The organism is Sphingomonas sorbitolis (assembly GCF_036663875.1).
In the GTDB taxonomy this organism is placed as follows: domain Bacteria; phylum Pseudomonadota; class Alphaproteobacteria; order Sphingomonadales; family Sphingomonadaceae; genus Sphingomonas.
The window spans coordinates 67,546-80,651 of the sequence record NZ_JAXOJS010000008.1 but is presented as its reverse complement, the minus strand read 5'-3'; the positions used below and the strand labels follow the sequence as shown (position 1 = coordinate 80,651).

At 64.0% G+C, this 13,106-nt stretch carries 12 protein-coding genes; 7 read left to right on the top strand and 5 right to left on the bottom strand.

Going from position 1 to position 13,106, the window contains the following annotated elements; genetic code table 11:
- Positions 1-1,084 (top strand): glycosyltransferase family 4 protein (locus tag U1763_RS19080; protein ID WP_332756507.1); only part of this gene is annotated, 1,084 nt, incomplete at its 5' end.
- Positions 1,085-1,137: 53 nt separating this feature from the next.
- Positions 1,138-2,448 (top strand): hypothetical protein, encoded by a 1,311-nt coding sequence (locus U1763_RS19075; protein WP_332756506.1) that lies wholly within the window; start codon positions 1,138-1,140, stop codon positions 2,446-2,448.
- Here the strand turns inward: U1763_RS19075 and U1763_RS19070 are convergent.
- The 5 genes from U1763_RS19070 to U1763_RS19050 all read right to left on the bottom strand — a co-directional run bounded on the left by U1763_RS19070 (position 2,433) and on the right by U1763_RS19050 (position 8,301).
- Positions 2,433-3,125, bottom strand: a complete 693-nt coding sequence (locus U1763_RS19070) for an acyltransferase (RefSeq protein ID WP_332756505.1) — start codon at positions 3,123-3,125, stop codon at positions 2,433-2,435. The genes U1763_RS19075 and U1763_RS19070 overlap by 16 nt on opposite strands.
- The gene (locus U1763_RS19065; protein ID WP_332756504.1) at positions 3,122-4,387 is read right to left on the bottom strand and encodes a glycosyltransferase family 4 protein; all 1,266 of its coding nucleotides are present in this window, start codon (positions 4,385-4,387) and stop codon (positions 3,122-3,124) included. The genes U1763_RS19070 and U1763_RS19065 overlap by 4 nt, the downstream gene beginning before the upstream one ends.
- Positions 4,388-4,395: 8 nt before the next feature.
- A complete protein-coding gene (locus U1763_RS19060) occupies positions 4,396-5,460 on the bottom strand; it encodes a glycosyltransferase family 2 protein (RefSeq protein ID WP_332756503.1) in 1,065 nt (354 codons plus the stop codon).
- Positions 5,457-6,815 carry an O-unit flippase-like protein gene (gene wzx / locus U1763_RS19055; protein ID WP_332756502.1) on the bottom strand — a complete coding sequence of 453 codons (1,359 nt, stop codon included), beginning with the start codon at positions 6,813-6,815 and terminating at the stop codon, positions 5,457-5,459. The genes U1763_RS19060 and wzx overlap by 4 nt, the downstream gene beginning before the upstream one ends.
- 208 nt (positions 6,816-7,023) lie before the next feature.
- Positions 7,024-8,301 (bottom strand): right-handed parallel beta-helix repeat-containing protein, encoded by a 1,278-nt coding sequence (locus U1763_RS19050; protein WP_332756501.1) that lies wholly within the window; start codon positions 8,299-8,301, stop codon positions 7,024-7,026.
- Positions 8,302-8,721: 420 nt separating this feature from the next.
- On the opposite strand from U1763_RS19050, the gene U1763_RS19045 reads away from it, so the two are divergent.
- From U1763_RS19045 to rfbA, 5 genes are all read left to right on the top strand, one after another.
- The gene (locus tag U1763_RS19045) at positions 8,722-9,498 is read left to right on the top strand and encodes a class I SAM-dependent methyltransferase (RefSeq protein ID WP_332756500.1); all 777 of its coding nucleotides are present in this window, start codon (positions 8,722-8,724) and stop codon (positions 9,496-9,498) included.
- 104 nt (positions 9,499-9,602) lie between these two features.
- Positions 9,603-10,193, top strand: a complete 591-nt coding sequence (gene rfbC / locus U1763_RS19040; protein WP_332756499.1) for a dTDP-4-dehydrorhamnose 3,5-epimerase — start codon at positions 9,603-9,605, stop codon at positions 10,191-10,193.
- A gap of 11 nt (positions 10,194-10,204) precedes the next feature.
- A complete protein-coding gene (rfbB, locus tag U1763_RS19035) occupies positions 10,205-11,260 on the top strand; it encodes a dTDP-glucose 4,6-dehydratase (protein WP_332756498.1) in 1,056 nt (351 codons plus the stop codon).
- An 11-nt stretch (positions 11,261-11,271) separates the two neighbouring features.
- The gene (rfbD, locus tag U1763_RS19030; protein ID WP_332756497.1) at positions 11,272-12,186 is read left to right on the top strand and encodes a dTDP-4-dehydrorhamnose reductase; all 915 of its coding nucleotides are present in this window, start codon (positions 11,272-11,274) and stop codon (positions 12,184-12,186) included.
- Positions 12,183-13,049, top strand: coding sequence for a glucose-1-phosphate thymidylyltransferase RfbA (gene rfbA / locus U1763_RS19025; protein ID WP_332756496.1), 867 nt, complete (start codon positions 12,183-12,185; stop codon positions 13,047-13,049). The genes rfbD and rfbA overlap by 4 nt, the downstream gene beginning before the upstream one ends.
- The last annotated feature ends 57 nt before the right edge of the window (positions 13,050-13,106 follow it).

Sequence of the window (13,106 nt, the reverse complement as noted above, 5' to 3'; positions counted from 1 at the left end):
TCCGCCTCCGCTGCACGGTCAGTCCAACTGCAATCGGGCGATGCTCGATTATTTCGTCGCGCATGGCGCACCAATATGCTTGCGCGATACCGGGGGGGGGGGCGCAACGAAGCTCAAGCGGATCATGATGGCCGCGCTTGCCTTGGTGATCGGCGGAAAACGCCACGACCGTGCTTATCTTTCGGTCCCGGGACAGCGTGGCGTCTGGCTCTTTGTCCTGCTGGCGGTGATCCTGCGGCTGCGCGGCATCGAACACTGGATCCACCATCATAGTTTTCGCCCGATCAATCTCGGTCCGTCGCGCGCGATGCGCGCGCTGGTCGCAGCGGGTGGGCGTCAACAGCATCACATATTGCTGTCGAACGACATGCGGCGTCGGTTCGCCAGCCTTTATCTGGACGATGAAACGGACGACCGCGCAACCAGCCTTTCCAACGCCTATCTGTTCGGCCCGCGGATCGAGGACGACCGCCCTCGGGTCCGCCCCCAACGGCCGGTCACGCTGGGTCATATGAGCGTGCTCACGCGAGAGAAGGGGGTGCCCTATCTGCTCGATCTGTTCGCAGGTCTTGCGGCGCGCGGACATGACTGGCGCCTGGTGATCGCCGGCCCCTGTGCGGATCCCGCGTTGCGCGCGGCGCTGGCGGCCGCGACGGTTACCGGGCCGGATGGGCAACCGGCCCGCGTGGAGTATCGTGGATCCGTCGAGGGCACGGAGAAAGAGCGGTTCTTTGCCGATACAGACCTGTTCATCCTGCCGACGACGCTGATCGACGAGGCCGAGCCGCTGGTGATGCTCGAGGCATTCGCAAGCGGCGTCGACGTGGTGGCGAGCGATACGGGGTGTATCCGCGACCGCATCCGTACGCCCGGCCATCTCATGACGCTCGACCGCGACCGCGATATCGCGCTGATCGAAGACCGTGTCGCCGATCTTGCCGGCGACTGGACTGCCACCCGGCAGGCCTGCATCGCGCATGCGCGCGCCATCAACGCGGCTGCCGAAGTCGAGGCGGCCCGTTTCTTCCCGCGCCTGCTGGCCCCGTTCGGCGGAGTTGCCAGCAGCGGATCGCCTGTGACATAGCCGCTGTCGCCCAGCCGATCCGACGTTGGCGTCCTTCACCCCGGAACCGTGCGATGAATATCTACCTGGTCCTTTTCGCGCTGTACGTTCTGGCGCCAAAGATCGACCTGTACGCGATCGGCGCCGCAGCCATTCGTCCAGAAGACCTCATCAGTGCGTTCGCGTTCTTCATCTATATCGTCACCGCGCGCCGGCGCCTGTCGATCCCCATCTATGCCCGCGCGTATCTCATATTCATCGGTTTCGGGCTCCTCACCGCGGTCATCAACATCGCGCAGGGCGGGCTCGTCGGGATCGTCTATGGCTTGCGGCTGGCGCAATACATGACATGGTTCTTCATCATCTACGAGGCCGCGCCAAGGCTCAGCACGCGCGCGTTGCGGACCACGCTGCTGATCGTTTGCAGCGTCTTCATCATCTGGGGCGGGGCGGAATATTTCGGCGTGATCGGGCGCATCGGCAAGTTTGCCGGCGCGTCACAGCGTTTGACGATCAATACTTCTGGACCGTTCGAAACGTCGGCGATGCTGGGGATGCTCGCCTATGCGGCACCGGCGTTGTGGCTCACGCCGTTCATGATCGTGCTCATCTTCCTGACCCAGGCGCGCGTCACGCTGCTCGGGATCCTTGTCAGCTTTGCAGCCGCACGCCCTGGCCGGACCATGGCGATCGGCTTTGCCGGTGCGGTCGTCGCGACGGTTGCCGCACAGCCCTTGTACACGGCGATCAGCAAGTCGCGTCTTGGTGAATCGGAGACGCCGCTGGCGATGGGGAGCCTGCTGAAATATACGTGGAAGCGCGTTCCGACCGTGCCGCGACCGAGCTATTATCGCGAGCGGTTCCTGAACGGCATCCTCATCTTCCGCTACATGCCCAACACGCGCGGCGATCTGAGTTTCAAATACCGTGCCGTCCGCTGGCCGATCATCATCAAGTCGACCGCCGCGACCTGGGTCACGCTGTTCGTCGGCTGGGGCCCGGGTGCGTGGAGCAACGCGGTCGACGGGTATTACGTCCGCGTGTTCGGCGAAACCGGGCTGATCGGAGTCGTGCTGTTCCTTGGCTGGATCGTGGTTTCACTGCGTGCGCTCAAGCAGAGGAGCATCGGCAAGTTCTCGCTTGTGATGCTCGCCGTGGCTGCGGTGTTCATCGACATCTTCAGTTCGTCGAAGGTGATGCCGATCCTCTGGGCGTTCCTTGCGCTGGAACATGCCGGCCATCCCTTCGCGTTCCGGCAGGCGAAGGCGCTGTTCCGTCGCGGCAAACGCCGGCTGCCGGCGCCGCACCCGACCCCAGGTGGCGTAGCGGCGAGTGGCGTGGGGACGGTGCCGGCAATGCGGGCACCGTCTTACCGACCGAGCTGATCTGCAGGGCCGATCGATCGCGTGACGCGCGCCGGTGCGCCGAGCGCCACCGAAAAGGCAGGGATCGAGCGGGTGACGACCGAGCCCGCACCGATCACCGCGCCTTCGCCGATCGTGACGCCGTCGAGGATCGACACGTTGTTGCCCAGCCAGCACCGGTGACCGATCGTGACGCCCTTGCGCGATACCGCACCCGAGACGAAGCTTCCGTCAGGACCGGCCTCATGGGATTCCGCGGTGATGGTCAGGCCGGCGCCGATCTGGACGTCCTCGCCGATCACCACCGGACCGCCAAGACCGATGACGGCGTTCGGGCCGATATAGCTTCGCTTGCCGATGGTTAGGCTCGCTGCACGCCTGTTGAGTCCGCTCCGGCTCTGGATCCACACGCGTTCGCGCAACGTCACGCGGTCGCCGAGCGACAGCCCGTCCTTCGCGGCGCAGTCGACATAGCCATAGCCACCGATCGCGACGCCGCGACCGAGCCTTAGGCGACCGGGTTGGACAAACTGGATGCCGGGGCCGAGCAACAGGCCGCTCGGTCGCCGCAGCCGGACCAAGCTCCACATCAGACCGCGCAGGAAGGGGATGCCGCCTTTCGCGACGAGGTAGCCGATGTCGCCGGCATCGATGGCATAGGTCCGCCCGGTAAGCTTTGCGATCACGTTTGCGATCATGCCGCGTTACTCCGTGTTGCCGACAGGACCTGCCGATAGACGGCCATCGTCCGCTGATAATAGCGCTCGGGCGAGAAGTCGTCGGCAGCGCGCGCGCGGCCCGCCAACCCCATCCGGCGCGCCATGTCGGGCGCGTCGGCAAAACGCAGGATGCGGTCGATCAGCGCATCGCGGTCGCCGGGGGCGACGTGGAAGCCGTCGACGCCATCGCGGACGGTCTCGGCGACTCCACCGATCGCCGATGCGATCACCGGCGTGCCGTGCGCCAGTGCCTCGATCGAGGTGAGCCCGAACGGCTCGGGCCCGAGCGACGGGACGACCGCGCACAAGGCGCTGTTCCTCGCGCTCGCCAACGCGGCACCGTCGAGATTGCCACGCCATTCGATATTGGCGAGGCCGGCAGCATGGGCACGCACCGCATCGCCGTCTGGACCTTCGCCTGCGAAGACAAAGCGGATGGCGGGCAGCGCTCGCGCTACGTCGACCAGCGGGAAGATGCCCTTGTAGCGTTCCAGCCGTCCGACGAAGAGCACATAGTCGCGCGAGGTTTCCGCGGCCGCAGGCGGCAAGGTCACCGGATGATGGATCGTCTCGATGCGCTCGCCCGCCATGCCCATCTCGATCAGGCGATCGCGTTGATAGTCGCTGATCGTCAGGTAGCGGGCAATGTCGCGCTTGTGGCCGAGCATGTCCGACAACCGCATCTCCGCCATGTTCCAAAGCGAGCGGGTCAGTGATCCGCCGGCGCAGCGATGCCGCACCACCTGCGTGTAGCGGCGATCGTGGCAGGCGGTGCAGACATGGCCGTCGCGGTAGAGCAGCGAGATCGGACAGACCGCGCGATATTCGTGCATGGTCTGTACGATCGGAATGCCGCGCCGTGCGATCTCCGGCAGGATGGCAGGTGTCAGGCGCTTGAAATAGCTGTGGAGGTGGACGAGGTCGATCGCCTGTTCGTCGAGGACCCGACCGATCGCGCGCCGCGCGGCCGGCGAGTAGAGCGTCCGCAGCAGATCGGCCGAGCCGGTATCGCTGGTGGGCGGTGCAGGCGGGAAATAGCGTGCGTATTCACTCGGCCGGTTCGCTGGGTCGGCGCCGGCAAAAGGGATGACCTGGTGGCCGTGTGCCTTCAATATGTCCTCGAGACGGAACATCGCGACGTCCATCCCCCCGCGGACGTAATAATTCTGGCTGACGTTCAGGATGCGCAGCGGCCGATCGATCGGATCGAGCGTGGGGGAGGGGGCTGTAGCGGTCGTCATGGCGGCGTTCATACTGCGCCGATCAGCAGGCGGTACCACCGCACGGGGCGCAGATGGCGAAACGAGATCTTCGCATCGATCGCCCGTGCGACATCCTCGCGATCGAAAGCCTGGTTCCAATACCGGTTGGTATGGCGCAAGGCGATGCCCATCGTCGACGCCTGGATATGGCGCCACCATCGCGGCGCGATGCCGCTGTCGAGCAAGGCATCCTGGAGCCGGGCCTGGCAGCGCAGGAAGCCCAGTTGGGTCTCCGGGCGCGAGGAAACGTTGGTATCGACGCGCGAGATCGCGAGCGGTGCCCGCAGCTGGACGAAGCGGTGATAGCGCGCGAGCCGGGTCATGAAGAAATAGTCCGCCGACGGGTAGTCCGCGGCACGGTACCCACCGAGCGCACGGATCACCTTGGTACGGACGACGAGCCCCAGGCCGCTGCCTGCGAGGCTCCCGAAGAACATCTGCGCGGGGCGCAGGCGGCGCGTCTTTCCGAGTCCGAAGCGGAACAGGTTGCGCAGCTTTTCCGCGCGGGACAGCGGTGCAGCGGGATCGCCTGCGCCGCTACGCTGGTCGAGAAACCGCAGCGAGCATGCGACCGCGTCGATCGCTGGATCAGCCGACAATGTCCGGCGCATGGTCGCGACAAACACAGGGTCGAGGAGGTCGTCGTCGTTGAGGATCGTGACCCATTCGCTGCGTGCGAGCGACAGGCTCTTGTTCCAGTTGCCGAAGAGCCCGGCGTTGATGGCATTGCCGTAATAGCGAAAGGCGATGTCGCGGAGCCCGGGCAACGCGGCAAGCAGTCGGTCCGCATCGGCCGATCCGGGATCGTCCTCGACGATGACCAGTTCGACGCCGTCGAGATCGGTCTGGGTCAGCACGCTCGCCACTGTTTCTTCGAGCAAGCCGGGGCGTCGATACGTCGGGATGGCGATCGTGAGCGTCGGTTTCGTGCCCCGAGCATCGATGCGCACCGTGCTTTCGAACAGGCATTCGCTGGTCAGTCCCGCGATCGGCGCATCGGGGTCGGGGCGCCAGACGAAACTGCCGTCGGCGTTCGGAGTGTCCCGGGTCATGTACGTGCGATCTCCCGCCAGGCCATCAACGGCCAGCGCCAGTTGTTGTAGGACAGCTGCACGATCCCCTGCCACAGGACGATCATCGTTATCCCCGCGCCGCTCCAGCCGAACAGCGTCGCTCCGATCGCAACGGCTATGCCCGACAGCAAAGCGGGGCGGAGGAACGGCACGTTGTTGGCTGTGGTGATGAAGAAGGCGGCGTTCGAGTGAAATCCCTCGAGGAAGAGCACGACTGCCAGCAAGGCCAGGGTCAACGGCGCGAGCAGAGCGATATGGCTGCCGATCAACGCCAGAAACGCAGGAACGGCGAACAGGATGACGGCCGCACCGGTCAGGAAGATCGCCGTATAAAGCGCCATCGCGCCACCGAACTGGCGTCGCAGTCCGGGCCCGTCATGCGCAACCCGCGCCGCGATCAGTCGCGGCATCGCGACCTGCATCGGCAGCTGGGCGGCTGCGCATAGCGCCATCAGCAGCTGCACCGACAATGCATAGGCGCCGCCTGCGACCACCCCGATGAAGCTCGAAATGGCGAACAGGCTGAAGCGCGTCATCAGGAATCCGCCGATCGCGACCGCACCCATGCGCCCGGCATTGGGCCAGATCATGCTCAGCACCTCGCGTACCGCACGCGGGTCGGCAGGGCGATCGGCATGGTCGCCCAATATGCCGCGCAGGAATCGGTGCGCGACCAGTCGCGCGAAAATTTGTGTGACGATCAACGTCACGCACAGGGCGATCAGCCCGCCGCCCGCTACCAGGACCAGTATCCCCAGGATCGAAAAGGTCGCGCGGTTGGCGATAATGAACAGATAGTTTTGCTCCACCCGACCGGACCCCATGAGGACTGGGCTGATCCACAGGAAGGCGAGCGTCAGGGCGATACTCAGGCACAGGATCAGCCAGGCGATCTGGACGGATCCTGTGGGTACGCCACCTGCGCGCGCCAGCGTCGTGGCGTAGGGCAGGCCGAACGCGAGCAGGAGCACCAGGACGCCGATCGCCAGCAACCGATAGAAGCGATGTGCTGCAGCCACGGTTTCGGCAGCCAGACGGTAGTTGGGGGCCTGACCCTGCGGCACGACCTCGCCCAGTCCCGACCGTTCAAGCTTCTTGGCACCCGACAAGGCCAGCGCGATCGCCCGCGTGAAGCTTGGCTGAAATCCGAAATCGCAGACCATGGCGAGCGACTGCACCGCCACGAAGATGTACCAGATGCCGATCGTCGGGGCCGACAAACGCGTCACCATGAAGGGGACCAGCAGCAAGGCCGACCCATATTGGACGATTTGTGCCGTGAGACCCACCGCAAGTGCGCGATGGCGAGAAGCCTGTCCAATCAACCAATGCATTCGATCGCCTAGCATCGGCAAGGATGCGGTCGCAAGACAGGCCGGCGGGTCATCGGTATGGGCCCTATGCGGATCGTCGGTTGGAAGCGGGACTGCCCGCGGGCGAGCCTCGCCTCCTCAAATCACCGGGTTCTGCATCGGCACATGCTAGTGATCGCGCCGTATGCAGGCGCGGTACCGCCGATTCACCTCGGCTGGTGCGTCGTCGTCACTGGCTCGCGAACCGGCCCACCTCGACTTCGGCGACGCGGCGATACCGGTTGACGAACAGCTTTTGCGGATCGTGCCCGCGCGGAACGCGGTTGTCCTGGATACGGATATGCGCGAGCTGTTCCTCGGGGGTGGATCCGAGCGTCGTCGGCTGGCCGAGTATGATCGGGGTCGTCCGGTTCTCGGGCAGGAAGCGGTTTCCGGTCGCCGTCACGCGGCTGACATTGTAGCTGAATTCGATACCGGCCTTTGCAAAACTGCGAATGTCGTTGTCACGGATGACGACGCCGCCCGTATCCCCGCCCATCGCGACGCCGATCGGCGTGCCGCTGATCCTGTTGCGCTCGATCGTCAGGTTTCGCGGTTCGCCGTGGATGCGATTGATGCGTACGCCCGCTGTCCGGCAGTCGGTAATCACGTTGCGGGCGGCGACGCAGTCCGCAACAGTTTCCAGGAACACGCCAATGCTGCATCCGTGAATTTGGTTGTCGGTGATTGTCGCGCGATGCGACGTGGCGACCGTGGAATGGCCGGCAGTGTCGTCGCCATAAACGTCGATCGCATTGTCGTAGCAGTCGTTGATCCGGTTGCCGACGATCTTGACGCCATCGAACTGCGAGCATTGGATACCGATGAAGCTGGTCCGCTCGACCAAGTTGTTGGCGATACGCAGGTTGCGCGATACGGACTCGATCGATCCCTGCAGCATGATGCCTTGGCCGACGGCATCGCGAACGATCAGATTCTCGACCGTCACGTCGACGCAGCGTCCCTTCCAGCCCAGCAGCACAGCGGCACCGCCGAACCCGTCGCGAAACTGTCCCTGGCCCTGGCGGCTGCCGTCGATCGTGAAGGTGCGGAGCACGGCGCGGCTGATCTCGCCCTTGCTGGCGATGATCCGCGCGTAGCTGCCCGGGCCCAACTGTGCGTCGGCCAGCTTCAGGATGCATCGTGCGCGATCCGTCCCTTCGAGCGTCACGCCCGATCGCAGAGTCAATGCGCTGCCACCATCGCCGTCGTCCGAGGGACGATAGCGCAGCAGATAGGTGCCCGGATCGAGCGTCACCACGCCCCCGCCGGCCTTCGCAGCGGCATCAATGGCACGCTGGATCGCCGGCGCGTCGTCGGTGACGCCGTCACCCCGCGCACCGAAAGCTCGAACGCTACCGGCGCCGCTCCCCGTGTCGCTCGACTTCGAGGTCTGCCCACACGCTGCGGATGCCATGGCCAGGAACGTGCCGCCCATCATCCATCGCCGATCGATACCATCTCGCAATATCTGTCTCCTGCCAGCGGCGTTGTCGGCTCGCTATGGTGTCTCGTCGCACCGCTCCGCGACGATGCCGTAGTGCGTCGTTCGCACCGCAGCGCATCGGCACGCGTCCGATACGCCGGAGTGCAGGACCAACGCCTATGACCCCGCATATGGGGTCACTGCCGATCCGGTTTATCGTTCCGCGCGACGCAAGACCGAAAGCGTCTTTGACGCGAAAGGGCGTCGCAGACAAGCGCGATGCTCGATTGGTTCGAAGCTTGTTGCGTCTCATATGGCCAGCGCGCTCCAAATATCTCCCGGATATTTCGATATCGGTAAGTATAGCGGTCCAAGAAAATACAATTTAGAATATCTGTATTTCCATTTAAGAAACAAAATAGAAAAATAAGCTAAAAGGAATTTAGAAATCTGCCGGGCAATATGCATGCATATTTCATGAAACTATACCTAAACTGTTATCTGACTATGGATCAGCTGCGTAACCATATGCCGTTACGGCAGGTGATTGCGTTGCAGCATGCTATCCGATACTGCCGCCCGGCAAACGGGAGTGCGACGATGGTCGAGGCTGTAGATCAATACCATAAACACGTTCGGAGCGACGTGTTCGACATCGTTCCGGAGCCGGCCGGCCGTGTTCTCGATCTTGGGGGCGGGGTCGGTGCGACCGGCGCCGCACTGAAGCGTACGCGCGGCGCGACGTTCGTGGTGGTGGCGGACCTGGTCGCTGGAGATACCGCAGACGGCGTCGACGTGGCAGTCAGCGGAAATCTCGAAGACCCGAGCTTCCTGCGCAAGCTTCTCGAAGACCATGGTCCGTTCGACACGATCCTATGCCTCGACGTGCTTGAGCATCTGCGGGATCCATGGTCGACGGTCGAGGAACTCCATAAGGGCCTGGCGGTTAACGGGGTCGTCGTCGCGAGCATCCCGAACGTCAACCATCACAGTCTTGTAATGCCGTTGGTTCTTCGCGGTCGGTATGAATTGCAGGATGCAGGTCTGCTTGATCGTACGCATCTGCGGTGGTTTACCAAAGCGAGTGCAGTCGAGATGATGACGAAATCGGGGCTGAAACTCGAAACCGTCGGTGGCTATCTCGGCAGGAAGAAGGGCCTGTTGAATGCGCTGAGCTTTGGCATGCTCGGCCGGTTCATGATTATGCAATATCTGGTTCGGGTGCGTCGGGTCGCATAGTAATTGCGGTAACTGCGGAGATAATTGCAAGCGAACGGCTCGGTACGACCCAGAGCCGTTCGCCCGATTGCTCCTAGCCAAGTGCAAGGCTATGTTGCCTGCCCATGTCTTGCGTTCAATTGATCCGCCCCAGGCGCTACGGTGATAACCGCGGCTGGTTTACCGAAACCTACAACGTTGAGGCATTCGCCAAGCTCGGCATCACCTGCACCTTCGTGCAGGACAATCACTCGCTGTCGGTTCCCGCTTTCACCTTGCGCGGGCTGCATTTTCAGACCCCGCCGCATGGGCAGGACAAGCTGGTGCGCTGCATTCGTGGACGGATCTTCGATGTCGCGGTGGATATCCGCAAGGGATCGCCGACCTATGGCGATTGGGTCGGTGCCGAATTGTCCGCCGAGAATGGCCACCAGCTCTTCATCCCGATCGGCTTCGCGCACGGCTTCGTGACGCTCGAGCCCGATTGCGAAGTGACGTATAAATGCTCCGACACCTACGCGCCCGATTGCGATGGCGGTATCCGCTGGGATGACCCCACACTTGGCTCTGCCGGAGCTGGCCCTAGCGGTATCGCCTGGCCGATCCCCGCCGGTACGACGCCCGAACTGAGCGCCAAGGACCGGGTCCAGCCGTTGCTCGCCGATTTCGACAGCCCATTCCCCTATGACGGCCGCCCGCTCGGGCCGCTCGTCTGAAGGACAGACCCATGCGCATTTTCGTCACCGGCGGGGCCGGCTTCATCGGTTCGGCGCTCGTCCGTCACCTGATGGAAAACACCAGCCATGAGGTGCTCAACTTCGACAAGCTGACCTATGCCGGTACGTTGACCACGGTCGAACGGGTGGCGAGTTCGAACCGCTACCGGTTCGTCCAGGGCGACATCTGCGATGCCGACGCGGTCCGCGCGGCGATCGCCGAGTTCAAACCCGACGTGATCACGCATCTCGCAGCCGAGAGCCATGTCGACCGCTCGATCGACGGCCCCGGTGCGTTCGTGCAGACCAACGTCGTCGGCACGTTCACGATGCTAAGCGAAGCGCGCGCCTATTGGCTCGGGCTCGACGACGGCGCGAAGGCGGCGTTCCGCTTTCACCATATCTCGACCGACGAGGTTTACGGCTCGCTTGGCGAGACCGGGCTGTTCACCGAGGAAACCCCGTATGATCCACGCTCGCCCTATTCGGCGTCGAAGGCGGGCTCCGACCATCTCGTCAGCGCATGGGGCCATACCTTCGGGCTGCCGGTGCTGATCACCAACTGCTCGAACAATTACGGGCCGTATCACTTCCCCGAAAAGCTGATCCCGCTGATGATCGTCAAGGCGCTCGCGGGCGCCGACCTGCCGGTCTACGGCAAGGGCGACCAGGTTCGCGACTGGCTGTTCGTCGAGGATCACGTCCGCGCGTTGCATGCGGTGTTCGAAAAGGGCGAGCCCGGCCGGACCTACAATGTCGGTGGCAACAACGAGAAGCAGAACCTCGAGGTCGTGAAGACCGTCTGCGCGATCCTCGACCGGTTGCGCCCGCGGGGCGACGGCCAGTCCTACGCGACGCAGATCACCTATGTCGCCGACCGCCCGGGTCACGACAAGCGCTATGCGATCGACGCGACCCGGATCAAGGACGAGCTTGGCTGGGAGCCGACCGAGACGTTCGAGACGGGCATCGAGAAGACCGTCGCCTGGTATCTCGACAACCAGGACTGGTGGCAGGCGATTGTCGCTGAGCACCAGGCCGACCAGCGCCGCGGGCTCTCGGTATGAGCGAGGGCGGCATGAAGCACGTCCTCGTCACCGGCGGGAACGGCCAGCTTGGCACCGAGCTGAAGCGCTATCTCTGGCCGGAAGGCTGGGCGGTCACCGCGATCGACATCGACGAACTCGACCTGCGTGATACCGCAGCGATCGCCACGATGGTCGCCCAAGGCATCGGTGGCAAACCCTGGGCCGCGGTGATCTCGGCCGGTGCCTATACCGCGGTCGACAAGGCCGAGAGCGACATCGTCACCGCCTGGGCGGTCAACGCGATGGCGCCTGCGGCGTTTGCCGAAGCTTGCGCGAAGGCCGGTATCCCGATCGTTCAGGTCTCGACCGATTACGTCTTCGACGGCGCCCGCGACGGCGCGTGGGATGTAAACGATCCGGTCGCGCCGCTCGGCGTGTACGGCGCGTCAAAGCTCGGGGGCGAGCTTGCGGTGAGGACCTCGGGTGCACGCCACGCGATCGTCCGCACCGCCTGGGTGGTCAGCGCGCACGGCAACAACTTCATCAAGACGATGCTTCGCGTCGGCGCAACCAATCCGACGCTGCGCGTGGTCGACGACCAGCATGGCAGCCCGACATCCGCGACCGATCTCGCAGCTGCATTGGCGACGATCACGATGCGCCTCGTCGAGGATCCCAGCGCGCCAACCGGGACCTATCATTTCAGCAACGCGGGTGCCGTCACCTGGGCAGGCTTTGCCCGCGAGATCTTCGCACAGAGCGCCGCTCGCGGTGGTGCCAGCGCCGAAGTGCAGGGCATCACCACCGCCGACTATCCGACCCCGGCGACGCGCCCCGCCAACTCGCTGCTCAGCCACGACGCGATCACCCGCGACTATGGCATCCATCCACCGGCGTGGCAGACCGCGCTCGGCAACATCCTCGACGAACTGCTCGGGGCGCCCAAAAAGGACATCTCCCAATGAAGGGCATCATTCTCGCAGGCGGCTCGGGCACGCGGCTCCATCCGGCGACGCTGGCGGTGAACAAGCAGCTGCTGCCGGTCTACGACAAGCCGATGATCTATTATCCGCTGTCGGTGCTGATGCTCGCCGGCATCCGCGACATCCTGATCATCTCGAGCCCCGAATATATCGACAATTATCGCCGCCTGTTCGAGGACGGTTCGGCATTCGGTCTGGCGATCTCCTATGCCGAGCAGCCGCGCCCCGAGGGTCTCGCCCAAGCCTTCACGATCGGCGCGGACTTCATCGGCGACGACGATGTCGCGCTGGTGCTCGGCGACAACATCTTCTTCGGCGCGCATCTGACCGACCTGCTGGCAAGCGCGGTCGCGCGCAAGGGCGGCGCGACGGTGTTCTCGTACCGCGTCGAGGATCCCGAGCGCTACGGCGTGGTCGAGTTCGGCGAAGGCGGCAAGGCGGTCAGCCTCGAGGAAAAGCCGGCAAAGCCCAAGTCGCATCATGCGGTCACCGGCCTGTATTTCTACGACAACCGCGTCGTCCAGTTCGCGCGCGAGCTGAAGCCGAGCCCACGCGGCGAACTCGAGATCACCGATCTCAACCGCCTCTACATGGACGCCGGGGACCTGTTCGTCGAGCAGATGGGCCGCGGCTATGCCTGGCTCGACACCGGCACGCATGACTCTTTGCTGGAAGCGAGCGAATTCGTTCGCACCATCCAAAACCGCCAGGGCATCCAAGTCGCCTGCCTGGAAGAGATCGCCTACCAACAAGGCTTCATCACGATCGACCAGGCCCGCGCGGCTGGTGAGCGGTTCAGCAAAACCGCCTATGGTCGCGCGATCCTCAACGCCATTACGGAGTAAGGGCGCACGGGGCGATCCCGCGAGGTTTTGCTAGTTGTGAAACGCCCCCGATCTGCC

What these genes read in the sequence shown, in the direction of transcription:
- U1763_RS19075 (WP_332756506.1), top strand. Translation starts at nt 1,138, where the DNA reads ATGAATATCTACCTGGTCCTTTTCGCGCTGTACGTTCTGGCGCCAAAG.
- U1763_RS19070 (WP_332756505.1), bottom strand. Translation starts at nt 3,125, where the DNA reads ATGATCGCAAACGTGATCGCAAAGCTTACCGGGCGGACCTATGCCATC.
- U1763_RS19065 (WP_332756504.1), bottom strand. Translation starts at nt 4,387, where the DNA reads ATGACGACCGCTACAGCCCCCTCCCCCACGCTCGATCCGATCGATCGG.
- U1763_RS19060 (WP_332756503.1), bottom strand. Translation starts at nt 5,460, where the DNA reads ATGACCCGGGACACTCCGAACGCCGACGGCAGTTTCGTCTGGCGCCCC.
- wzx (WP_332756502.1), bottom strand. Translation starts at nt 6,815, where the DNA reads ATGCATTGGTTGATTGGACAGGCTTCTCGCCATCGCGCACTTGCGGTG.
- U1763_RS19045 (WP_332756500.1), top strand. Translation starts at nt 8,722, where the DNA reads ATGCATGCATATTTCATGAAACTATACCTAAACTGTTATCTGACTATG.
- rfbC (WP_332756499.1), top strand. Translation starts at nt 9,603, where the DNA reads ATGTCTTGCGTTCAATTGATCCGCCCCAGGCGCTACGGTGATAACCGC.
- rfbB (WP_332756498.1), top strand. Translation starts at nt 10,205, where the DNA reads ATGCGCATTTTCGTCACCGGCGGGGCCGGCTTCATCGGTTCGGCGCTC.
- rfbD (WP_332756497.1), top strand. Translation starts at nt 11,272, where the DNA reads ATGAAGCACGTCCTCGTCACCGGCGGGAACGGCCAGCTTGGCACCGAG.
- rfbA (WP_332756496.1), top strand. Translation starts at nt 12,183, where the DNA reads ATGAAGGGCATCATTCTCGCAGGCGGCTCGGGCACGCGGCTCCATCCG.